General features: G+C 60.0%; 25 protein-coding genes. 10 read left to right on the top strand and 15 right to left on the bottom strand.

The window, feature by feature from the left end; translation table 11 throughout:
* Nucleotides 1-13 precede the first annotated feature (13 nt).
* Nucleotides 14-937 carry a CheF family chemotaxis protein gene (locus B2G88_RS11560; RefSeq protein WP_054862685.1) on the top strand — a complete coding sequence of 308 codons (924 nt, stop codon included), beginning with the start codon at nucleotides 14-16 and terminating at the stop codon, nucleotides 935-937.
* A 159-nt stretch (nucleotides 938-1,096) separates the two neighbouring features.
* Here B2G88_RS11560 and B2G88_RS11555 read toward each other — a convergent pair whose 3' ends face one another.
* From B2G88_RS11555 to B2G88_RS19580, 7 genes are all read right to left on the bottom strand, one after another.
* A complete protein-coding gene (locus B2G88_RS11555) occupies nucleotides 1,097-2,311 on the bottom strand; it encodes a chemotaxis protein CheC (RefSeq protein WP_087714830.1) in 1,215 nt (404 codons plus the stop codon).
* Nucleotides 2,312-2,317: 6 nt separating this feature from the next.
* Entirely contained in the window at nucleotides 2,318-2,674 is a 357-nt protein-coding gene (cheY, locus tag B2G88_RS11550; protein ID WP_054862687.1) for a chemotaxis protein CheY, read from the bottom strand.
* Nucleotides 2,675-2,840: 166 nt separating this feature from the next.
* Nucleotides 2,841-3,167, bottom strand: a complete 327-nt coding sequence (locus B2G88_RS11545; protein ID WP_087714829.1) for a hypothetical protein — start codon at nucleotides 3,165-3,167, stop codon at nucleotides 2,841-2,843.
* Between the two features lie 172 nt (nucleotides 3,168-3,339).
* Nucleotides 3,340-5,331 carry a chemotaxis protein CheA gene (gene cheA / locus B2G88_RS11540; RefSeq protein WP_176393223.1) on the bottom strand — a complete coding sequence of 664 codons (1,992 nt, stop codon included), beginning with the start codon at nucleotides 5,329-5,331 and terminating at the stop codon, nucleotides 3,340-3,342.
* The gene (gene cheB, locus B2G88_RS11535) at nucleotides 5,328-6,392 is read right to left on the bottom strand and encodes a chemotaxis-specific protein-glutamate methyltransferase CheB (protein WP_054862697.1); all 1,065 of its coding nucleotides are present in this window, start codon (nucleotides 6,390-6,392) and stop codon (nucleotides 5,328-5,330) included. The genes cheA and cheB overlap by 4 nt, the downstream gene beginning before the upstream one ends.
* On the bottom strand, nucleotides 6,392-6,547 hold the full coding sequence (locus B2G88_RS19585; RefSeq protein ID WP_176393222.1) for a hypothetical protein: 156 nt from the start codon (nucleotides 6,545-6,547) through the stop codon (nucleotides 6,392-6,394). The genes cheB and B2G88_RS19585 overlap by 1 nt, the downstream gene beginning before the upstream one ends.
* The gene (locus B2G88_RS19580) at nucleotides 6,544-6,708 is read right to left on the bottom strand and encodes a hypothetical protein (protein ID WP_176393221.1); all 165 of its coding nucleotides are present in this window, start codon (nucleotides 6,706-6,708) and stop codon (nucleotides 6,544-6,546) included. The genes B2G88_RS19585 and B2G88_RS19580 overlap by 4 nt, the downstream gene beginning before the upstream one ends.
* Before the next feature lie 187 nt (nucleotides 6,709-6,895).
* Here B2G88_RS19580 and B2G88_RS11530 point away from each other — a divergent pair, with 187 nt between their 5' ends.
* The 3 genes from B2G88_RS11530 (at nucleotide 6,896) to B2G88_RS11520 (ending at nucleotide 10,472) form a co-directional block, all read left to right on the top strand.
* The gene (locus B2G88_RS11530; RefSeq protein ID WP_054862689.1) at nucleotides 6,896-7,690 is read left to right on the top strand and encodes a ParA family protein; all 795 of its coding nucleotides are present in this window, start codon (nucleotides 6,896-6,898) and stop codon (nucleotides 7,688-7,690) included.
* On the top strand, nucleotides 7,687-8,817 hold the full coding sequence (locus B2G88_RS11525; RefSeq protein ID WP_054862690.1) for a chemotaxis protein CheW: 1,131 nt from the start codon (nucleotides 7,687-7,689) through the stop codon (nucleotides 8,815-8,817). Before B2G88_RS11530 ends, B2G88_RS11525 begins: the two co-directional genes overlap by 4 nt.
* Before the next feature lie 80 nt (nucleotides 8,818-8,897).
* Nucleotides 8,898-10,472, top strand: a complete 1,575-nt coding sequence (locus B2G88_RS11520) for a methyl-accepting chemotaxis protein (protein ID WP_087714827.1) — start codon at nucleotides 8,898-8,900, stop codon at nucleotides 10,470-10,472.
* A 24-nt stretch (nucleotides 10,473-10,496) separates the two neighbouring features.
* On the opposite strand, the gene B2G88_RS11515 is transcribed toward B2G88_RS11520, so the two are convergent.
* Together B2G88_RS11515 and B2G88_RS11510 are read right to left on the bottom strand one after the other, a co-directional pair.
* Nucleotides 10,497-10,961, bottom strand: a complete 465-nt coding sequence (locus B2G88_RS11515) for a chemotaxis protein CheW (RefSeq protein ID WP_054862691.1) — start codon at nucleotides 10,959-10,961, stop codon at nucleotides 10,497-10,499.
* Between the two features lie 5 nt (nucleotides 10,962-10,966).
* Complete coding sequence (locus tag B2G88_RS11510) at nucleotides 10,967-12,640, bottom strand: methyl-accepting chemotaxis protein (protein WP_087714826.1); 1,674 nt, start codon at nucleotides 12,638-12,640, stop codon at nucleotides 10,967-10,969.
* Nucleotides 12,641-12,890: 250 nt separating this feature from the next.
* On the opposite strand from B2G88_RS11510, the gene B2G88_RS11505 reads away from it, so the two are divergent.
* The 4 genes from B2G88_RS11505 to B2G88_RS11490 are packed head-to-tail and all read left to right on the top strand — an operon-like array spanning nucleotide 12,891 to nucleotide 14,943.
* Complete coding sequence (locus tag B2G88_RS11505) at nucleotides 12,891-13,358, top strand: hypothetical protein (protein ID WP_054862694.1); 468 nt, start codon at nucleotides 12,891-12,893, stop codon at nucleotides 13,356-13,358.
* A gap of 55 nt (nucleotides 13,359-13,413) precedes the next feature.
* The gene (locus B2G88_RS11500) at nucleotides 13,414-13,869 is read left to right on the top strand and encodes a DUF5807 family protein (RefSeq protein WP_087714825.1); all 456 of its coding nucleotides are present in this window, start codon (nucleotides 13,414-13,416) and stop codon (nucleotides 13,867-13,869) included.
* Nucleotides 13,870-13,916: 47 nt separating this feature from the next.
* Nucleotides 13,917-14,615 (top strand): hypothetical protein, encoded by a 699-nt coding sequence (locus tag B2G88_RS11495; RefSeq protein ID WP_054862494.1) that lies wholly within the window; start codon nucleotides 13,917-13,919, stop codon nucleotides 14,613-14,615.
* A 58-nt stretch (nucleotides 14,616-14,673) separates the two neighbouring features.
* On the top strand, nucleotides 14,674-14,943 hold the full coding sequence (locus tag B2G88_RS11490) for a hypothetical protein (RefSeq protein ID WP_054862493.1): 270 nt from the start codon (nucleotides 14,674-14,676) through the stop codon (nucleotides 14,941-14,943).
* A gap of 12 nt (nucleotides 14,944-14,955) precedes the next feature.
* Here the strand turns inward: B2G88_RS11490 and B2G88_RS11485 are convergent, their stop codons facing one another.
* Nucleotides 14,956-16,185, bottom strand: coding sequence for a DHH family phosphoesterase (locus tag B2G88_RS11485; RefSeq protein ID WP_087714824.1), 1,230 nt, complete (start codon nucleotides 16,183-16,185; stop codon nucleotides 14,956-14,958).
* Nucleotides 16,186-16,378: 193 nt separating this feature from the next.
* Between B2G88_RS11485 and B2G88_RS11480 the strand changes: the two genes are divergently transcribed.
* A complete protein-coding gene (locus tag B2G88_RS11480; RefSeq protein WP_054862492.1) occupies nucleotides 16,379-17,374 on the top strand; it encodes an arsenic resistance protein in 996 nt (331 codons plus the stop codon).
* An 89-nt stretch (nucleotides 17,375-17,463) separates the two neighbouring features.
* Here the strand turns inward: B2G88_RS11480 and B2G88_RS11475 are convergent, their stop codons facing one another.
* The gene (locus tag B2G88_RS11475) at nucleotides 17,464-17,928 is read right to left on the bottom strand and encodes a universal stress protein (RefSeq protein ID WP_054862502.1); all 465 of its coding nucleotides are present in this window, start codon (nucleotides 17,926-17,928) and stop codon (nucleotides 17,464-17,466) included.
* 114 nt (nucleotides 17,929-18,042) lie between these two features.
* On the opposite strand from B2G88_RS11475, the gene B2G88_RS11470 reads away from it, so the two are divergent.
* Nucleotides 18,043-18,504: a universal stress protein gene (locus B2G88_RS11470; RefSeq protein ID WP_087714823.1), complete on the top strand. Its 462-nt coding sequence runs from the start codon at nucleotides 18,043-18,045 to the stop codon at nucleotides 18,502-18,504.
* A gap of 189 nt (nucleotides 18,505-18,693) precedes the next feature.
* Here the strand turns inward: B2G88_RS11470 and B2G88_RS11465 are convergent, their stop codons facing one another.
* The 4 genes from B2G88_RS11465 to B2G88_RS11450 are packed head-to-tail and all read right to left on the bottom strand — an operon-like array spanning nucleotide 18,694 to nucleotide 22,219.
* On the bottom strand, nucleotides 18,694-19,605 hold the full coding sequence (locus B2G88_RS11465; RefSeq protein ID WP_054862491.1) for a hypothetical protein: 912 nt from the start codon (nucleotides 19,603-19,605) through the stop codon (nucleotides 18,694-18,696).
* 2 nt (nucleotides 19,606-19,607) lie between these two features.
* Nucleotides 19,608-20,084 (bottom strand): hypothetical protein, encoded by a 477-nt coding sequence (locus tag B2G88_RS11460; protein WP_176393220.1) that lies wholly within the window; start codon nucleotides 20,082-20,084, stop codon nucleotides 19,608-19,610.
* Nucleotides 20,085-20,099: 15 nt separating this feature from the next.
* Nucleotides 20,100-21,014: a hypothetical protein gene (locus tag B2G88_RS11455; protein ID WP_054862489.1), complete on the bottom strand. Its 915-nt coding sequence runs from the start codon at nucleotides 21,012-21,014 to the stop codon at nucleotides 20,100-20,102.
* A gap of 5 nt (nucleotides 21,015-21,019) precedes the next feature.
* On the bottom strand, nucleotides 21,020-22,219 hold the full coding sequence (locus tag B2G88_RS11450) for an eCIS core domain-containing protein (RefSeq protein WP_087714822.1): 1,200 nt from the start codon (nucleotides 22,217-22,219) through the stop codon (nucleotides 21,020-21,022).
* Between the last annotated feature and the right edge of the window lie 153 nt (nucleotides 22,220-22,372).

Below are 22,372 nucleotides of genomic sequence, written 5' to 3'. Positions count from 1 at the left end.
GAGTACCACACATATGACCGAGGATGTCGTCGCCGATTTCACCGGCCGCTTTTTCTTCACGCGGGGAAGTGACGGCGATGGAACGCCACTTACTGGCCGGGTTATCGCGACGAAAAAACGTCTCGTCCTTGTCGCAGAGGACGCCAAAGAGACCGTTCCACTCTCACGGGTCATCGACATTAACGTCGGCACCGTCCCAACCCACGTCAAGCAGTTCTTCGACGATACACTGACGATTGGGTACAAAACCGACGAGGGAACGCAAAGCGCCGTCATCGAAAGCCGTGGCGAGACCGTCGACGGCTTCGTCGCAATCTTGTTTCGGTGTCTGCTCAACGGGCAAAAAGTCGCCGTCAAACACCCCGCTCGAGTCGGTGGCCGCGTCAAAGACTCGCCGGTCGTTCCGGGCAAGATCCGCCTTGATGACCACCGGATCGAGGTCCGCTCGAAAGGCGGCACATTCGGATTCGACGTCGAAACCGTCATGCAGATCGACCGAACGAACAAAATCGGCAGCAACGACCGCGTGACGCTCGTCGTCAAACACGCCGACCCCGACACGGGCAAGACGACCACCTCGCTGATCGCACCCGCGAAAAGCCAGTACGTCAACCTCCTCGCCAGATTCCTCCGTCTCGAGTACGATGCACTGCGCGAGGAAACCGAAGATATCGAACTTTCCAATCCCGAAAAGCGCGTCCTCGTCGGCGTCCACGCAACCGGCGGCGACATCGACTTTACGAACATGCTCGACGGCGACCCGGCCTACGTGACGAACGTCCTGAACTCCGTCAAGAACAAGGGCCTGATCGTCGAGAACGGCTCGGGCATCTCGCTGACGGCCACCGGCCGGATCATCGTCAGCCAACGCATCGAAGACGTCAACGCCGGCGGCACACTCGAGGCGTTAGAGGAGACTCGAGCGAACAATCGGTAGCCAGCACGGACGAGCCCAGCGTACGCCGTGATGGAGGGGTGGGCGGGTTCGACCCTCCGCTTGGATACAGACCGCTTTTGCTGTACACACTCGAGCGGACTGCCTACGCTGGGGCACCAAATCGCCGTCCAAACGACTGCGAACAGAAGCAGAGCGTGGTTACCGGTCGAACAGTTCTTTCGGATCGACGCGCGTATTCTGTGAGTTCTCGACCAGCAGGTCTTTGAGCGCGTCCTCGAGTTCGTCTCGTCGCGGGAGCGCAAGCATCTGGCAGGTGAACACCTGATCGCTGTTGGTCTGAATGCTCGAGTCGAGCATGAACGCGTGATCGTCGCTTTCGGCGATCTTTGCGGTGATCGGGCTCAGAATCGATTCGCCAGTGTCGGCGACGAACTCCGGTGGCTTGTGCTTGATCTCGGCATCGAGGACGTTCGCCCAGCCGTCGATGAAGCCACTCGTCATGATGTTGCCGAGTTCCTTGAGTGCGCCCTGTTCCGTGCTGCCCCACTCGCCGTCGGTTTCCATCGGGACCAGCGAGTCGACGACGGCCCGGCCCGAGGGCTGATCGAACAGAATCACGAGGTGGCCACTGAGTTTCCCCTCGAACTCCATGACGTTGCCGACGTAGCGTTTGTTGCCGACCTCGCGTGGAATGTCTTCGATCGGCAACAGCGTCATCCGGCTGATGTTGACGTTCGTCTCGATGCCGGTCATCGACGAAATGTTCGTCGCCGCCTTCTCTGCACCCTCTTTGGTCATATCCGTAAAGACCTCGAGTTTCTCGAAGGAGACGCCGCCCTCGGTCCGTGGCTCGAGTGTCTGGCCGAGTGAATCCGCTTCGGGGACGAGCAGAATGCGGAAGTCGACGGGTTCGTTGACATCGCCTTGGGCGGCTTCGACGCGGCTGCGGAAGACGAACAGGTGGGTATCATCTTCGGTCGCCGACGTCGGAAGCACGTCCGTCCCGGTGCCTTCGATGTACGTCGGCGGCGAGTTCTTGATCTTCGCGTTGAGGTAGTTCGCCCAGCCGTCGACGAAGCCACTCGACATGATGTTGCCGACTTCCTCGATGCTGCTGCGTTTCTTTTCGGGGTCATCAGCCGGAACGAGTTCGTCGGTGATCGCGCGTCGGCCCTGCTCGTCGAACGCGAGGACGACCTCACCTTCGATTTCCCCTGAGAGGTCGATGTTGACGCCGGCGAACTCGTCGCCGATAAATTCATACTGCAGATCCGATGAGGACATCAACGAGACGTTCGTCACCTGGACGTTCGTGCTGATTCCCGTTAGCTGTGACAGCGAGTCCGCAGCCGCCTGTGCGCCGTCGTGTGCGAGTTCCTGGTAGGTCTCGAGTTCCCGAATATCGATTTCCATGGCGGATTACCCAGCGACGATGCTGTTGAGTTCCTCGAGCACGCTCTCCTTCTGGAACGGCTTCGTGATATACCCCTCGGCACCGGCTTTGATCGAGTCTTTCATCTGCTCGGCCTGCTCGACACTGGTACACATCACGACTTTCGCGTTCGGGTCCAGATCCGTGATCTCGTCAGTTGCCTCGATGCCGTCTTTGATCGGCATCACGATGTCCATAAAGACAATATCCGGCGATGCTTCCTGATACAGTTCGACCGCTTCAACACCGTTTTCGGCTTCACCAACGATTGTATGATCCTCTTCGAGGATTTCGCGGAGGAGATCCCGCATAAACCCAGAATCATCCGTAATCAGTACGTCCATGAACGGTTCAATACACCCAGATAACTTAACAATGTTGCCCGATTGGCAGTTTTTATTCTGTGAATTTAGACTTCGAAATTACTTCCCGTCAGCACCTGTGTGTGAACCGGACTCGAGTAGCCGACGAACAGTCACTTGTGCGACCGGTTTGAACGGAACTGCGGACTCACTCGCTCGAGGCAACCGGATTGACGACCGCCTCGATTGGGCTAAATTGGCCCGAGTACGCTGTCAATGCCAGTGCCAACTGCTGTGGAATCGGCTCTGTCGCCGGAATTGCCTCGCTCGTCACGCTCTCGGGTGTCGATTTGTCGTAGCTGTCACGACAGACGACGTGTGCGATGCCATCGTCTGAGAGGTCGACCGCCCACTCGATGACTTCCGCTTCGGAGACGACCCATGCCAGCAAGACCGGATCATCGAGGCGATGGCGGGGTTCTCGAGCTTCGATGTCGATATCTGCGGGTGCAAGTTGTTTCGGCACGTCGACCATTAGCACCCTCCTGGATACCGGCGTCCTCGTCGCTCACTCTCACACAGCGGGTGACTACGTCGCATCGCCTCGAACATATACTGCTATCATGCGTGAACCGGTCAAATAGCGGTTGCGCTCAACTCAGATGGTGAGTCGACGCTGTCGGTCGATTTCGTGAAAACGGGTTGATCTATAGCGTTTCGACGTCGAGGATCATCACGACCTCTCCCTCGCCGAGCACTGACGCGCCGCTGATGCCGGGTGCGCCACTCAGGATGCCCTCGAACGGCTTGATGACGACCTCTTCCTGACCGACGACATCGGAACAGCGCAGACAGACCTGTCTGACTGAATCCTTGATTCGGATGACCATGTCATCCTCGCCGGGGTTCATTTCGGGCACATCGAGATGCTCGCCGAGTGAGAGCAGCGGGAAGACGTTGCCGTCGTGGGTGATCGTTGGTCGCCCCTCGACTGATTCGACCGAGACGTCCGAAAACTCCGAAATTTCGTCGATGTTCTTGATCGGAACGCCGTAGGTTTCGTTGCCCACTGTAACGAACAGGACGCGGACAATAGCGACGCTAACCGGTAGCATCAGCGTGATACTCGTCCCCTCGCCGGGCTCGCTCTCGACGTTAATCGAGCCGTCGACGCCGCGGACGACCTGATTCACGACGTCCATGCCGACGCCGCGTCCACTGACCTCAGTCACCTCCTCGGTCGTCGAGAATCCGGGGTGGAAAATGAGGTCATAGACTTCCGAGTCGTCGAGCACGGCGGCTTCCTCTTCCGTTTTGACGCCTTGCTCGACTGCCTTCTCTCGGATCTCTTCGACCTCGAGGCCCTTGCCATCGTCTTCGACGGTGATCGAGACGCGGTCGCGTTCGCGCTCACCGATGAGTTTGATCGTTCCTTCGCGTGACTTGCCGTTTGCCTCACGCTCGTCGGGCGATTCGATCCCGTGATCGACCGCATTCCGAATGAGGTGCATCAGCGGATCGCTCAGTTCGTTCAGGATCGAGCGATCCATCTCGATGTCGACGCCGTCCATCTGGAAGTCGATCTCCTTGCCCTGATCGCGCGAGATATCGCGGACGACTCGAGGGAAGTTGCCGACGATCTTCTTCAGGGGAACCAGGCGAATCTCGAGGACGGTATCCTGGAGACTCGCGGTGATCTTGCCGTGTTCCTCGAGTTCGTCTTCGGCTTCGACGAGGTCGTGTTCCTCGATGATCTTGCGGAGTTTGATCCGGCTGGTAACCATCTCTTCGACCTGGTTGTAGAGTTGATCGACCTGGTCGACGTCGACGCGGATGGATTCGACTTCCTGGGAGCCCTGTGAGGCGGCGGAACTGCTACTGGCGGAACTGTCGTCGTCCGCGTCTTGCTCGTCCGCGTCGTCGCTCTCGTCGGCCGGCCCCTCGAGGACGTCGTCCGTGACGGACTCGACGCTAACGTCGCCGACGTAGCGACTTTCCTCGTAAAAGCCCTCGATATCGCCCGCGGTGACGACCGAATCGGTCAGCAGGTACGCATCGAAGACGCCGCCGAACTCGTCGGACTCGAGGGTGTCGTCCCCGGGGACCGTCCGGACGAGGTCGTACTCGTCGTTAGTCGCGTCGAGGACGAACATCGCGTCAACGTGTGGCGCATCTTCGTTGTCGATGTCGATGACCGCGCGGTACAGTTGCGCCTCGTCCTCGAGGTCGACCTCGTCGGCGAGGGTCTCGAGTGGGACCTCGTGTCCGTCGGCTCCCGATTCGGCCTCATCGTCGGCTTCGGCAACAGCCTCGTCGCCGTCGTCGCCCGCCTCAATCGAGGCACGAATTTCCGAGATCGCCTCTTTGGGGTTCGTCTGGGTCTCGCCGTCCGCCGAAATCTCGTTGACCATCGCCTCGAGATTGTCGACGCCGCGGAAAATGAGGTCCATCCGCTCGCCGGTGACAGCGAGTTCGCCATCTCGGATGCAGTCGAGTAAGTCCTCGATTGCGTGGGCCTGATTGCTCGCTTCCGTATAGCCCATCACGCCGAAGTTGCCCTTCAGGTTGTGTGCAACCCGGAACACCGTCTCGATGGCGTCCGAACTCGAGGGGTCGTCCTCGAGGTCGAGCAAGGCGTTGTTGAGTTTGCGGATATCCTCCTGACTTTCCTGGACGAACGTACTCATGGCGTCGCTCATGCGGACCACCCCCGGAAGGCGTTGACGACGCCCTCGGCGAGACGACTTTTGGGCAGGGTCATATCCACGTCGACGCGCTCGGCGGCGACTTTTGGCATGCCGTAGACACGAGAGGTGGCCTCGTCCTGGACGATGGCCTTGCCGCCGGCGGCTTTGATATCAGCCAACCCGTCGGCACCGTCTGCGCCCATGCCGGTCATGATGACGCCTGCGAGATTGCCGCGGACGGTGTCAGCGGCCGTCTCCATCGTCACGTCGATTGCCGGCTTGACGTTGTGTCGCTGGGGTCCGTCGTCGTGGACCACCGTCAGTTCGCCCCGGGACCAGTCAGTGACGGCCATGTGTGTGCCGCCTTTCGCTAGGAGCGCCTCGCCCGGACCGACTGTCTCGGTCTCGCGGGCCTCTCGGATGTCGTAGGTCGTTCGTTCGTTCAGTCGCTTCGCAAACCGTTCCGTATAATGATCAGCCATATGTTGAACTACCAGAATTCGTAACCCTGCTCGCGCGGGAAGTTCGGACAGCACTTGCTCGACGACCCGCGGGCCGCCGGTCGATGCACCGATGACCAGCGTCGGATCGTTCGGGAACTCGTCCGTGACAGCAATCGTTGTCGACTCGGGACGCTGGGTCTCGTTTTGCGGCTTCGATTGTCGCTCGACCGTCCCGACATCTGCCTGTGCGACCGCTCGCACCTGATCGACGATCTCGTCCTGTTTCGACCAGATATCGACCGAATTGTCCCCAGACGGCTTCGCGATAAAGTCGACCGCGCCCGCCTCGAGCGCGTCGAACGTCGCATCCGCGTTTTTCGTCGTCTGTGAACTGATAACCAGCATCGGCGTCGGCTTCCGGGCCATCACCTGTTCGATCACCTCGTGGCCCGTCAGCCCCGGCATCTGGATGTCGATTGTGGCAACGTCAGGCTCGAGATCGGTGATGAGCGTGACGGCCTCGGTGCCGTTTTTCGCCCGACCGACGACGTCCAGTCCGCCCGCCTCGAGAATCTTCCCGAGCGTTTCGCGCATGACTGCAGAATCGTCAGCGATGACGGCCCGGACCATCAGTGCTGGCCTGTCCAGTGGCGCTCGGTCGCCTCGGTAGCGGACGCCGGGTGTGTAGTTGCCGTCCCGCGCGTGCCGACAGCGGTGCTGTCGGGCGTGGCGACGGGGGTCGGGCGATGCTGTCGTGAGGTGGTGGTGACGACGAGACGTATCATACTGGTCCTCGGTCGATTCCGATCTGGCAGTTGTGTCGATGCCGTCGACGGATCCGGGCGATGCCGGTGCGACCGATTGCACTCGCCAGCGACTGTCGCTGGAAGTGACGCCTGCGCGCGGTCGTCTCGTTTGTGTCGACGGTCGATCCGTTCACTGCCATGGAACTGCGTTGTGATGTTCGCCGCATAAAGAATTCGGCCGACTCGGTTTATTTCTCCGATTTATTTCAGGAATGCAGGAGTCCTCAGATCGCGCACACACGATTTCCCGTATCCGGCAGAAATCCCGCCCGTTCGGCCCAGTTGGCCGTGTGAGTTATGTAGGCAGAGTTGAAACGACCCAAGCGAATGGCGGGATCTGCTCGGCTGTGTGTGACAAATCAGAAAGGAGGTGTCGGCAAGACGACCGTGGCGATCAACCTCGCCGGTGCGTTGAACGAACGCGGACAGGACGTGCTGTTCGTCGACCTGGATCCGCAGGGCAACGCAACCGAGGGACTCGGCTTGCTCGAGGCCTACGACGCCGAGCCACCGACGATCCTCGACGCCCTCGTCGATCCGGGCGCTGTCGACCACGACGACCTCGTCTACGACCATCCCGAGATGGATGTGATCGCGAGTAACGTCGATATGAACGCCGCTCACTCTGCGCTCGTCCCACTGGACGACGCCGAGATGCAACTCGACGCGCTTCTCAGTTCGCTCGAGCAGAGCCGTGGCTACGATACTATCATCGTCGACTGCCCACCACAGCTCGGGCTGATCACGGACAACGCACTCTGTGCGACCGAAAACCTCGTGATCCCCGCACTGGCTGAATCGACGAGCAAGCGCTCGCTCGAGTTGCTGTTCGATTACGTCGGCTCGCTCGAGATGGACCACGACGTACAGATCGAGCCGGTTGCACTCGTCGCGAACCGCGTCGAACACACGAATCAGGCGACAGCGATGCTCGAGTGGTTCGACCAGGCCCTGCCGGACGTGCCACTGTTCGAGATCCGCAAGCGGGTTGCACTGCAGCGGGCGTTCGAGGCCGGCTCGTCGGTGTTTGCGGTCGAAGAAGACGTCGATATGCAAGCGGAGTTCAAAACAATGGCTGATACGATTGAAACACGCGTTCAGAGACACGAGGTGCCGGCATGAGTGACGACAGAGCAGAACGGATTCGAAACATTCGGAATCGAACGAGCGGCGCGGACGATGCTGACGACACGGCCGATGACATCGATGAGGACGGACAGTCCGACACACCGGCCGAATCGGATGTTGACACCGCAGCCGACTCGAGCGGCGACGCTGCGGAACCGGATCGCGAGCCAGCCGCCACTGAGACGACCGACGACGCGGACGCCGTCGCCTCGAGCGAGGATGAGGCCATTGCGGCGGACGCTGACGAGACCGCACAGGACGGTGTCGACGATGGTGACGGCGATGCTAACGCTACTGGCGGCGACAGCGACGATTTGACGGCCGCGGACGAGGCGACCACCGAGTCCGATTCCGCTGCCGACAGCGAGGGCGAGACGGTTTCGTACGACGAACGCAACCTCGAGTCCGCGACAACCACGCAGGAGGCAGACGGTGCCGCAGTCGCGTCACTCGAGGGCGCAATCGCGGGGATGTCCGATACGGTCACCATCGACGAACGGGTTGGTGAGGCGACTGTCGATGCGACGGCAATCGGCCAGGGAGCAAACACCTACGGCGAAGCAGCAGCCGAAGACGAGCAGGTGTTCGACCGTGAGTCTTCGTTAATCGCGTCAGCACACAATGGTGAGGAGACGCTTCAGATGCTCGAGTTTTATCTGAACGAAAACCGCTACGCCATCGAAATCGACCGGATCAGCGCGATTGTCGAGATGAAAGAAATCACGCGCTTCCCGCGCGGGCCGGACGCCATCGACGGCGTGACCGACCTTCGCGGCGAGATTACGGGCGTCCTCGATCCGACGGCGATGCTCGATGTCGAGCGCAACGAGCCATCCGACGATCACTACATCGTCGTCTTAGAGCGTGATGACGACACGCAGAAACTCGGCATTCGCGTCACGGACGTCTCACAGGCTGTGACCTACCGCGAGTCCCAGATCGATGAAACGGGTTCGGTCATGGACGGCGGTACCAGCCACCACGAGTTCGTTGACGGCATCATCAAAAAGGAAGTCGACGGCGAAACGACACTCGTCGCGTGGCTCGCTGTGGACAAACTTATCGAGAATACGAACATGGACCACGGCGTCGGCGAGATCGGTCACGAACAACGCGCGTAGACTGGATTCGTCTGTTTGTCACGCTGTCACGTTGCCATCAGCTTTACTTTGCTCTCCCCGAGTCATGATATTGACTCACAATGTCACAACACCGGGGACGTGATCGGGCTGACGACTCGAGTCATGCGTCTCGAGTGGCAGATTCTGGGGAATCGACAGGCGATGGTGACGGGGACACACAGCCACAGGCGGACAGCGCTTCTGACGCGACTGCACAACCTGAGACGATCCGGCGCGCCGGCTATCAACAACTGTTCGATGGGACCGGCGTCCCAACGTTTATTCTGGACGCTGACGGCGTCATCATCGAGTGGAACAATGCACTCGCCGATCTGACTGGCGTCTCACGCGAGGACGCACTCGGCCACGAACACGCCTCCGAGCACTTCTACCCGGATGGCCGCCGCGCCGACACGCTCGCCGATAAGGTGTTACAGGAACCCGAGCGCGCCCACCTCGAGTTCGGCGTCGAACAGCGTGATCCGTCCTGCAACCGATACGGCGATACCAGCACGATGGTCGACCGCCACGGCGACGAGAAACACATCGACTTTTCGGCGACGCCGCTATACGACGGCGACGAACTGATCGGCGTCATCGAAGTCGTCGTCGACCAGACCGAGATCGTCACCGAGCGCGACAGGACGGCCGACCTCGTCACGGAGATTACGGCAACCGCAGACGAAATCAGCGGCGGCGACCTCACCGCTCGCGCACACCACGATGACGCGTTCGCCGTCCTCGATGACGATCTGCTGGCCGTCATCGACGCCGTCAACGACATGGCCAACAGCCTCGAGACGCTGACCGGCCGCGTCACCGCCCAGACGAGCGAGATGCAAGCGAGCGTCGACGAGACGAGCGCGGCGGCCGACGAAATCGCCGGCAACGTCGCCGAGCAACACGACTTACTTGAGGACGCCGTCGGAGAGATGCAATCGTTTGCGGCCGGGATGGAAGAAGTCGCGGCCCAGGCCGACGAGGTCGACACGGCAGCGAGTGCCGCCCAGACGGCCGTTTCCGAGGGACTCGAGGCGGGTGACGACGCGCGCGAGGCGACCGCCGACGTCGTCGCAATCGGTGATGACCTGCTCGAGCACGTCGAGGCGCTGGGATCGAAGATGGACGAAATCGAGCAGGTCGTCGACGTCATCGCGGATGTCGCCGACGAGACGAACTTGCTTGCGCTCAATGCGAACATCGAAGCCGCACGCGCCGGCGAGAGCGGCGATGGCTTCGCGGTCGTCGCGAACCACGTCAAGGATCTGGCCGACGAAACACAGTCTCACACCGACGACATCACGGCCAGTCTCGAGGCACTGCACGCCCAGTCTGAAACGACGACGGCGACGGTCGAACGCTCACACGAGCGGATCGAACAGGCGGATGCCCGACTCGAGGATGTCCACGGCTCACTCGCCGTGATCGACGACTCCGTCGATGAGGCTGCGTCCGGCATTTCGGAAGTTGCACGCGTCATCGATGATCAGTCCGCGAGCGTCGAAGAACTCACGGCGACTATCGAAACCGTTCGCGACCGCTCGGAAGAGAGCGAGGCTGCTGCCGACCGGATCGTTGGCGCGACCGACCAGCAAGAACAGACCATCGACGGCCTCGTGGCGCGTGTCGAGGAGTTACAGACCGATACTGAATAGAACAGTCACCCGCCGACTCGAGACCTAAACGCGAACGCTTGTCGGATCGATCCAGAAGACGAACTCGTCTTCGCGGCGGATGACGCCGGCGATTCCCTCCCCATCGACCGACGTATCGACGGCGTCCGTTCTGACTTCCTGTACCTGATACACTTCGTCGGCCAGCCAGCCGATTCGCTCGTTCGAGCCGCGTTTTCGCTTGAAGACGATGATGCGACTACCGAGTTCGGCGTCGTCGTCGCTCTCGCCGAAAATCGTTCGCAAGTTGACGATCTTCGTCGTCTCGCCGCGCAGATCCATGACGCCTTCGACGTGATCTGCCGTATTTGGCACTGCCGTCAACTGGTCCGTGTTGACGATCTCCGCGACGTAGCCGATGTCGACGCAGTAGCGGTTCTCGCCTAGCGTAAACTCGAGGACGTGTGCACTCTGTGGGTGTTCGGCTCCCTCAGCCTGCTCCGGGTTGCTTGCGTGTGTTGATGTTGCCATTGGTCTCAGTTTGACGTTGATTCAACCTGCTCGAGGCGGTCGAGTTCGTCGTCAGCGTCTTCGAGGAGGCTACTCAGTTGGTCGGTCGTCTGGACAATGGTATCGGCTTCATCAGCGATTTGCTGTGACCGTTCCATCGCCGTGTCAGTCATGCTGGCGACTTCCTCCGTGCTTGCGGCCTGATCGTCCGTCGCGACGGCCACTTCCTGAATACCCGTACTGGCCTCGCCAATCGACTCTTCGATCCGGCCGAGATTGTTGACTGTCTCCTCGACCAGGTCGACACCGTCATCGATCTCCTCGTTTGCCGCCTCGAGGCTGTCGACGGTCTCTTCGGTGTCGTCCTGAATGCGATCAACCATCCGCTCGATGTTCGCGGCTTCCTCCTGGGACTCCTCGGCGAGGCTCTTGACCTCGTCTGCGACGACAGCGAAGCCGTCACCCGCCTCGCCGGCCGTTGCAGCCTCAATCGATGCGTTGAGCGCCAGTAGATTCGTCTGGTCCGCGATGTTGTTGATGACTTCGACGATCTCGTCGATCCGCTGGACGCCTTCGCGGAGTTCCTCGACATCGTCGGTCACTTCGCCGGCGGCCTCCTGGACGCCCTCCATCTTGTCGATTGCCTCCTCGGCGGTCGCGGTCGTCGTCCCAGCAATCTCTTCGGCCTGCTCACTTGTCGCGCTGACCTCTTCTGCGTTCGAGGCAATCTCCTCGACCGTCGCCGACAGTCCCGACACTTCGCGTGCGACTTCGCTCATCGACTCCGACTGCTCGCTCGAGATCGAATCGACCGTCTGCGCGCCAGAATTGACGCGGTCAGTCGACTCACTGATCGACTCGAGAGTCCGCTGGATGTTCCCGCGAGCGTCCGTGATGTCCGCCCGAACGTCTTCCCGTTCCTCGAGGTCGGCCTCGTAGCTCTCGATTGTCTCTTCGTACTCTTCGAGTTGGGATTCGTACTCCTCGATAGTCGCTTCCTTCTCGGCGAGTTCGGCTTCGTAGGCCTCGAGTTGCTCCTCGCGGGCCTCGTCGTAGGCCTGGAGGCCGACCTGCTGGTCGACCAGCGTCGCCCGCAGTGTCGAAAGCGTTCGACCAGCGACGTCTTCGACTGCCGTTTCGATGGCAGTCCCGTCGCTCGAGGACGCCGCGACACCGCCGTCGGTCAGGCGCTTGAGTCTCGAGCCGGCTCCGGAGCTGTCAGTCTCGGTTGTTGCGTCGTGTTCTGCAATTACGTCCGCGGCGATTGCCTCGAGAAGGTGTTCGTAGAGGACGCCGAACGAGCCAACGTAGGCGTCCGGGCCAGCCTCGAACAGCGCCGGTACAGCGCTCTCCTGGGCCTGCAGTCGTGATTCGACGGCACCGGAATCGATCTCGCCACGCTCGAGGGCGTCGAGATACGCACGGCAGTCTCCCGCAAGGGCCTGGTCGGTCGTCCCGGTTCGCTCGAGTGTCTCAGCGATGGCTGGCTGTGCGCGAAGGGCGTCCGCATACGCTTCGGGGGCGTCCTCGCGAACGGTTTCGACGGCGGTTGCGAGCGACTCGAGTCGCTGCTCGTCGGCAGGGCGCACGCCGGCAAGGTCACTCGCGCGCTCGACGGTATTGCGGTCGACGGCGAGGTTCGCGACGGCAGCACCGTAATCAGCATCCTGGTGAGACGGGTTCCTGTCGGTTCCGGACATAGTCATGAAAGCGAAGGTAACACAGATAACCGTTATGGCAGATTTGGTCGCCACTGCGTCTGAGACGGGCCATTGTCAGTCAGTTGCAGCCACTCGTCGGCTAGCGCCTGCGATACTAGTGTCTGCAGGGTGACTAAACGTCTCATCGGCGTTCCTCACGCGGAGGATTCGACACTCGAGCCAATGTGGATGCTGTTCGACGCCATCAAGCGGCCTGATTTATTTACCCGGAACGTGTCTACGCGAGTATATGATTTCCCGCCGAACGCGTGCGCGCCTCGACTTCGTGGGGAACCTCGCGGTGCTTGCACTCGTCATCGTGCTTCGACACACATCGCTCAGCCAGGATTACGAGCAGCGAGACGATGGCTGTACGGACTGCTCGAGTCCGACAGCGCAGTCTGACTCCGCGATGCAGTCTGGTGGCGCTCCAGCCAACACGCTCGAGTCAGCGCAAACTCCGTCCCTTCGCGGCGACTGGGTGCTCATCGGCGTCGTGAGTGGTGTCTGCTACCGACTGTGTTCCGACCGAGATATCGCTGGCATTCGTCGTTCCCGCACTCGTCGCTGGACACTGGTCCTCGGCATCTGGCTCGGCCAGGCAGTACTCGCACTCGACGATCAAGACACATCCCACAGTTTCGGTCTCGGTTCGTCGGTCGGCGCTGTCTGCTACCGAACGAAATACGGACTCCTGTCTTCGCTTCCCGACCGCTAACGTCCCATCTCCCTGGTTCGCGGCTTTTATCCCCCTCGAGCGTCGATTTCGCTGTATGACTGACCAGCGCGCGGAGTTCTGTGCGGGCGAGCGACCCGACGACGTCGCGCTCTTTCTCGCCGACTCGTACGTCTCCGACGACCGCCTCGAACGCTTTGGCGAGCACGTCGACGGTGGCACACTGATCGTCGTCGACGGCGAGCGCGGCCGCGGCGCGTTTCAGGCCGCGACCGGCACCGGCGCGATGGAGTTTGCGAAATCCGCGATGGATCTCGAGGGACTCATCGACGCCGATCTGACCGATGGGACCTGCCCGGAGGCCGCAGACAGCGACGCGGATGACCACGACCCGCAGTACATCTTCGCCTTCGCGGAGGAACAGAACGAGGACGTCGGCGGCCTCTACGCCGAGGGCGACGTCATCCACGCCTACGCCCAATGTACCTGCGGGACGGCGTACTCGGATCGCTGGAATCCGGCATCCGGCGATGATCTCGAGGGCGACGAATAACGTCCGACAAGGACCATTCTTTTGCGATTCCGACGGGTAGGTCGTGTATGAGTTCGTTCGATACCTCTCACGAGACACAGCGATTCACACTGACTGGGCGCGAAGGGCGCGTCGTCGGCGGTGCAAGCGTTCTGATGGCGATCAACGTGGCGTTGATGTACGCGTTCATCGCGACGCCGCTCGCGGCCGTCAATGACTACCTGTTTGGAATTGCACCGATTGTCGGCCTTATCGTCTACGGGCTGGCGATCATGGGCGGTGAACTGATCGCCGAGCGTGGTGTCAAAGCCGGTGACATGGGCACCGCGTTCGCTGGGATGGTTATTCTCCAGTTCGCTTTCGGCGTCTTTGGTGCGGGCGTTCTCAGGTTCGCTCCGGCAGACACACAGCTGACAATCCTTGGTCTCACGGCAGTCATCACCGCGCTCATGACGGCGCTAATTACAGGCTACGTCTACGCGCGCTCACAGACGTTTGAGCACTGGGGTCGATTCGCCAATTTCGCGTTTCTTGGCGGTGCTGGCGTTGTCCTCGTCGGCTCGTTCGTTCTCCCTGCGCTGTTGTTCGTCGGCTTCGCGCTGATCTTTTTGGGCTTTCTGCTCCGACTTGGCTACGAAGTCTGGCAGGTCCGGGACAATCGTGACGCGTCGACCGCACTGCAGACCATCGGCGTCTACATCGCCGTCGCTGGTGTCTTCGTCCACGTCCTGCAACTCGTGATGCGGTACGTTGCCTCGCAGGAGTAAGGTGATTCGTACAGGACACAACGAAACGCCCAACTCCGTCCTCCACCCCGTCTCTGCTATGGACCGAATACGTCTCTATCACGCCGCGGTGATCCTCGCCGGCACTCTCGTCGGCGTGAATGGCCTCGCGACGGTGCTCGCGGACGGTCTCGGACTCACCGCCGGACTGCTGGCAGTTGGCGGGTTCGGAATGGCCGGCAGTTCCGGCTACCTACTGTTTGTCGCTGACGACCCTGCCGAAACCGTTCCCGACGGCTGGCGGTGGTGGGGTGTCGTTCTCGGCGCAACGCTAGTGATCGTCAGCGCTGTCGCCCAGTTACTGCGATAATCAGTTCGCTGGTTACTCGTCGTCTTCGTTGTCGTCCCCAGCGTCGGCGTCCTCACTCTCGACAACGTCGCGGAAGGCCTCGAGAATAACGCGTTTCGTCACCGCGCCGCGTGAGGTCCAGTGGGTCGCGTAATCGAGCATGTCGTCGTAGATGTCGGGTTTACAGCCAGCGGCTTTCGGGTGGCCGCCGCCGTTGACCTGCCCTGCGACCTCGTGACAGCGGTCGAACTCGTCGGTGCCGCGGATCGAAGCGGAGCCAGCGGGCTTGACGATCACCGAGGCGTCGGCACCGGCTTCACGCATCGCTTCGGCGACCTCGTTTTGCGAACAGCGGCCGTAGGTGACGCCGACGGTGTAGTCGCCGACCTCGCGGTACTCTGCGCGTCCGATTGCCTGCTCGATCAGCGCCTCCTTCTCGACGCGGCGTTCCTCTAAGAAGTCCTGGGCCCACTCGGGGAGGTCGACGCCGTACTCGCGGACGATTTCGACGTACTCGGCGGGGTCGGTCCAGTAGGCGTAATCCGCCAGATCGTCGCTGCGTGGGTCCTCGCGAAGCCAGAGGTCGTGATCGCGCGTGACCGCGGCCAGTTCCTCGTACATCGGCGAGAACTCGTACTCGAGCGAGCGATAGACCACGTCGGCCGAACACTCCTCCTCGGAATCACCAACCTCGAGTTTGGCGCCGGCCTCGCGGACCGACTCGGCGACGTCGTCGCCCCACTGGTGATGGTCGTACCACTCGACGCTCGAGGCGGTCTCGAGTGCGGCCTCGAGTTCCTCGTCGACGTACTCGTATCTGTCCGGACAGAGGTCACAGACGTAGAGATCGATGCCCTCTGTGCCGTACTCGGCGACGCGTTCCAGTGCATCCTCGACATTGTGCGGACTCGCAGGCACGAGCGCGACGTTGTGGGGCGTGGGTTCGGGTTCCTCGAGCGGGGCGTCCGCGTCGCCCTCGAGGTCGGCGGGGACGTCGGTGTCGTCATCGTCATCCCCGTCGCCATCGTCAGGTTTGGGAACGTTCTGGATGTCGCCGTAGGCCTCTCGAATGAGGGCGACGCACGCGAGCCCGTCGGCGTCTGGATCGGCGATGACGGCGACCTCACTCCCCTCGAGTGCGGCTTCCGTCTGCTCGTCTTCGAGGTCCTCCTCGAGCGTATCGGGGAGGAAAAAACCGGTGCCCGGCAGGACCGATTTGCGGGCCAGCGGCAGGTCACCGCTATCGATGAGTTCGTCGTACATACCCTCTCTTGTGGGGTCTGTGCGGAAGTGACTTCCCATTCAGGTAGTCGGACTCGAGGCGAAGCTGTCGTCTGCGCTGGACAGCACACGGTGAGCGCTCTGACCGTCGGCGTCTCGACAAGCGGAACCGCGTCCCAGAGAGTGATTTTGGAAGACACTGTCCATAAGCCGCCAGAGGCGCAACTGTCAGCAGATGGAGTTCGTCGAACGATACCAGACGGTGTTTGTCCTCGTCGCCATCGTTGGCGGGTTGGCGCTCGGACAGGTTGCTGGTATCCCTGCCGTTGCAGATCACCTGATTCTGCCGTTTTTGATGGTTATGCTGTTCGCGGCGTTTGCTGGCATCCCACTCTCTCGGCTTCGGTCGGCGTTCAGAAACCGGCGTGTCGTCGGCTCGAGTCTGCTGATTAACTTCATTTGGAGCCCGTTGCTGGCCGTTGGTCTCGGCGCGATTTTTCTTCGCGACCAGCCGGCACTCTGGGTTGGCCTCATCATGCTGCTGGTCACGCCGTGTACGGACTGGTATCTCATCTTCACCGATATCGCTGATGGAGACGTTCCGCTCGCGACCTCGATTCTGCCGTACAATCTCGTCCTCCAGTTGGTTCTGCTGCCGGTCTATCTGTACGTCTTTGCGGGAGAACTGGTTGCGTTACCGCTGACTGTCTTACTGGAAAGCATCGTCCTCGTCCTCGTCGTCCCGCTCATTTTCGGTGGAATCGCCCGCGTTGGGTTGGTTCGGTCGAAGGGACGGCAGTGGTTCACACAGCGGTTTCTGCCGACGCTGAGTCCGATTCAGATCGTCTTCTTGAGTCTCGCTATCGGGGCGATGTTTGCCTCACAAGGTGAAGTCATCCTCGAGAATCCCGAATTGCTCGCATTGCTTGCCGTCCCCGTGATCGCCTTCTATGCGATTAACCTCGCCATTGGCTTCGGCGTGGGCCGCCTGCTATCGTTCTCCTACGAAGAGATGGTCTGTTTCAACAATACGATTCTCTCACGGAACTCCCCGACAGCGCTTGCGATTGCCGTTGTTGCGTTTCCCCATGAACCGCTCATTCCGCTGGCACTGGTCATTGGCCCGCTGTTAGAACTCCCGCTGTTAGGAATCATTGCCCAGATTCACGTCGCAATCAACAACCGAGATTGGTGGCCGTTTACGCTCGCTGCCCTGTTCCGGAGCGAGTGAGGTCGTCTCTCTCTCTGTTGTCGCCGAAAAACGTCTCGACACAGCGTACAGCGTCCCAGCACGGAATTACTATACGCTGTTACAGCCCACTACGCGTGCTCGGGTGCCGCTCCTCCCTCTGAGTCCCCTGTTGGCTCGAGTTGTCGCACTGTCAGTACCGGCACCGGCGAGGTGCGGACGACGCGCTCGGCGACGCTGCCGAGCAACAGGCGATTCTCGCCGTGTCGGCCGCGGGTGCCGGTCGCGATCAGATCCGCATCGATTTCGCGGACGTACTCACAGATTTTGGCCGCCGGTCGACCCTCGCGGACGACCGTCGTCAGTTCCCGGTCAGTCCGCTCCTCGACCGTTCCGAGGGCAGCATCTGCATGCGTCTCGAGGGCGGTTCGAAGTTCCGAGCGCAGTTGCTCGGGTGAGGCATCGACTTCGCTGGCGTCGACGACCGACAGCGCGTGGACGTCAGCATCGAAGCGCTCAGACACATCGAGCGCGACGTCGATAGCCCGCTTGACGCTCTCGGAGCCGTCTGTCGCAACGACGACGGTATCGAACATGGCCATTAGTTCGCGCTCCGGTGGCTTAAACGTCCCCGCTTCCGTGACACTCGCGGCTCCACTCGAGTGGCATTCGGGGGAGGTTTTTTGCGTGCCCCGAACACACTGGCGCGTATGGACGACAGCACGTCGTTTTCCGTCGATACTGTGCTCGCACCGGTCGACGGCAGCGCCGAATCCGTGACCGCCGTCGAGTACGCCGTTGCCGTTGCTGACCGCTACGATGCGTCCGTTCACGCGCTGTTCGTGCTCGGGCACGGCGTCGTCCGCGGGATGGACGCCGGCACTGTCGAGGAAGCCGCAGTCGCCGAAGACACACAGGGCTTTCTCGAGGATGTCGCTCGAGTTGCCGAGGATGCCGACGTGTCACTGTCGACCTCGGTCGACGACGGCTTTTCGAAGACGCGCAAAACACTGCATCCTGGCAACGTCGTCCTCGATACGGCCGACGACATTGACGCGGACTTCATCGTTCTACCGCGCGAGCCGGTGACTGATGCAGCCTCCGCAGAAGTTCTCGAAAAGGCAGCCGAATACGTGCTGTCGTACGCGAGCCAGCCGGTTCTGTCGGTGTAACCGAACGCGCCGGACCAGTACTCCCAAAAAATGGCGGTCCGATCGCTATCGGACGGTGCAACTATAGATAGCGGTTAGAATCATCATTTGCTGTCAATCGAATCGGCCGCTTTCGCGCTCGTATGGCTACCACGCTCGAGAAGCCAGCACCCACGTGGTCCCTGTAGGCACACCGAAGCGGGCAGACATCTATCGGGTGAAGAGGGTGTTTTTGATTTGGTCGTAGAGTGATCCGGATTGATTCGGGCTAGTCATCCCGCGCAACTCCGCCCAAGTGATCGGGAGGTCAGGTCGGAACTCGTGGGAGTAGCCTGGGATATCGGCCTGGAAATCGTGATACGGTGGGTACAGATCGAAGTTTTCGTACTTACCAGTAAAGCGGTACTGGCCGTGACCAAGCACCCGGTACTGTTCAGGTGGTTCCATGCCTCGCATGAGATAACAGTCCCGAATCTGACAGCGGAGGTTATAGTCGAGATAGTCTCGGAAGGAGACAGGGTCGATGAGCGGTGCTGGGACGACATCGACGGCGGCGTCAGGTTCTCTGTCAGGACTGTCTCCGTGCCAGGTTGTGGTCCGGTCACCTCTGGCGACGTAGTACTCGATTCCGATCCCAGAGACGGCCTCAATCGCGCCAGTGTCGTCGAGATAGAGTTCCTGTTTGTATCGGACTGCGTTATCAGAACCGATCATCTCGGCAGGTAGTTCGTGTGGGCGAGTCGTCTCACCGACATCGACATCTGGGTCGTCCCAATAGTGACTCAGACTCTGCTCGAGGACGTCCCCGAAAAAGTGGTCGATCTCGTCGGTCGAAAGCGCTTGGAGTGCTTGTCGAACGTCCGCAAAGCGGTCGGCGTGGATGTCCCACGGGATGGTGTCGTAGTCAGTTTCCTGAGCAACGTAATACTGTGCATACTTTCGGGCATGGCCGACGTGTTCGCCTTCACTATGTGTTCGTTCGGCTGCCTTGTCGGGGTAGCCGTCTTGTTGGTGGGCCATGATCTTGCCCGACTCGTTCATTTCGATGAGATGTTCGACATCGTTATTATCGATAACACTGAGACCGATTCGTTCAGATTGTCCCGTGATAATTGCATCCATACTTATTCCCTCCTGCTCTGGGCATCACCGATCAAGTCACCGCCAGTATCGTCTTCGAGGTCGAACTCCTGATCGGTCTCGAGACCAAGTTGATCTCGCAGAATCTCTTGTACTTTGCCGGCGACTTGTTCGCCGAATGCCGTACTGAGGATTGCTCCAAGGGGAGCGCCAACGAGACCACCAGCGACTGCCCCGGTCGGGCCAGCCATTGCTCCAGCCATCGTCCCAATTGTCCACCCTCTGCTTGCCCCTTTGACCATACTACTTGTGGAATCCTGCACTCGACTTGCAACATCGACATCGTGGTGCTCAATCCACTGGGCCACCCCTTTCGAGGTCTCGACAGAGTCGACCAAGTCCATTAATTCTTCCTTGCTGAGACGATAGGTTTTGCTCGTGGCATCGTCGACCGTCTCTTCGCCGGTCTCGAGCACTCCGCCAACTTTTTCGACGACAGCTTCCCCGGGACGTCGTTGCACATGCACCTCCGTTTCCTATCTACTGAAGAGTGCACCTTTGATTTGGGAGTAAATTGACTGGCTGTGTTCTGGATCGACAAGTCCGCCCAGTTCCGATTTCGAAATCGGGAGCTCAGGGACGAAATCGTGGTGATAGCCGGGAATATCTGCGTCGTAGTTGTAGTATTTCGGATAGCAGTCGAAATGCTGGTACTTGCCAGTAAATCGGTACTGTCCGGGGCCGAGTACCTTGTATTTCTCAGGTGGTTCTAACCCCATGCCGACGTAACAATCGCGGATCTGACATCGCAAATTGTAGACGAGGAAATCCCGAAACGGTTCCGGCGCGACCAATGGTGCGGGTGAGACCTCAACGCAGGCATCCGGATCGCGCTCGGGAGCATCGCCGTGGCGGACCGTCGTACGCTCGCCTTTCGCGACGTAGTAGGTGAGCAACACACCCGAGACCGCCTCTATTTGATCGGTCTCATCGAGATAGATCTCCTGCTTGTACAGCACCGCGTCCTCCGGACCAATTTTGTCTGCTGGCAGTTCGTGAGGTCGGGAAATATCACCGATATCGACATTGGGTTCATCGTGATAGTGACTTAGGCTCTGAGCCAGCAAGTCGCCGAACAATTCCTCTATCTCCTCACTCGAGAGTGCTGCCAGTGCCTGTCGAACCGTCTCGAACCGATCTGGATTCAGATCCCACGGGAGGGTTTCGTGCGCCGTTTCTTGAGCTACATGGTACTTCGTATATCGACGAGTTTGCGTGAATCGTTCGTTTTCTACGGTAGTTCGATCTGAGGGATCACTCTGATATCCATCGGTAGCGTGATAATCGATTTCTCCGTTAGGGTGCATTTCGATACGATGTTCAATCCCTTGATTATCCGTAGTCCGAACCGCAATCCCTTCTGTACTATCCAGTTCAATAGATGCATCCATAATTATCAGAATACCCCCAAGAACCCACTATCGTCATTGGAGTCGCTTTCGTCTTTCTGTTCAAATTCCTGTTCGGTATTAAGATCCAGGAGACTCCGAATTCGTTCTTGGATCTGGTCAGCAGTCTCATCACCAAAGTATTTCGCGAAGACGTAGCCCACGGGCATCGCCGCGAGTCCACCTGCGACAGTTCCTGTTGGACCGGCAAACGACCCGACCGCTGATCCGACTTGCCAACCGGTCGTTGCTCCCTTGAATTCACTTCCCATCGTATCCTGAAGGCGACTCGAGACACCAACATCGTTTTCGTCGATATAGGCTGGCAGTTGTTCGGGTGTGTCAACTGCTTCGACGAGGTCTACTAACTCTGTTTGGGTCAACCGATAGGTTTTGGTTGTCAGTTCGTCGACTGACCCTTCGACGACTCCCGGACCCTCTCCGGTCGGCAACCGTTCTGCGTTCGATGGGCCGTGGTTCCAATCCTTTCGCTGAATATGGATGTCTGTCCCCATCCGACTCACAACCAGTGGTTCCTCACCAGACAGCGCCTGCTTCGCCGTCTCGTCGGCTTCCCGCTCGAGTCGTGGATCTGGATCGATTTCCAAATCCGCATCCTCCTGAGGCATCATGCTGATCGCTGCCCCAGTTTGTTGTTTGACGTGTGCTAACTCGTGTGCGAGCAGAAACTGACCCTTACCAGACTCCGGATCGTACTCGCCTGAATTGAACACAATATCATTGCCACAGGTGAACGCCTTCGCGTCAATTGCATCCGCGGCTTCGGCGGCTTTCGCGCCCGTGTGAATCCGCACGTTTGAGAAGTCCGCGTCCATGCGTTCCTCGAGCGCGCGCTGAATCGGCTGGTTCAACGACTGACCACCGTCGCCAAGCACGTCAAGCACCGTATCAGGAACCTCGTCCTGACTCGTGTCGGTGCCCGCGAGGGCGCGCTGGATGTTGTGCTCGCTGGGAGAGGGTGCGAGTCCAGGGTGACCGAACTCGTAGGACGGTGTCGGGTCGCCAACGCGGTTCGGGTTCGTCCCGTGGACTGCCGTCTCAGCCGTCGTGCCGAGTCCTTGCGACCCCATCTCGCTGCTTGAGTGGGACGCCGATTCCTGTGTTGATCGCTGGATGGACGACGAGTCTTTCGCTTCGTCCTGCTCTGCCGACTGTTGCTCGCGTGTCCGCGATTTCTTTGGTCCCATCTATTGCCCCTCCGTTCCGGTCAGGTCTGGGGCTAGTTGAGACATGGGCGTCCAGACGTTCATTTTTCTACGATTCTAATAGCACCATCATAATACTTTCTCTTATGCTGACTCTTTATGGGCGGAATCAAGTCGCGAGCAACTGATGTCTAT

It is taken from the genome of Natronolimnobius baerhuensis (assembly GCF_002177135.1).
Lineage (GTDB): Archaea > Halobacteriota > Halobacteria > Halobacteriales > Natrialbaceae > Natronolimnobius > Natronolimnobius baerhuensis.
This window is presented reverse-complemented; position numbering and strand designations above follow the sequence as displayed.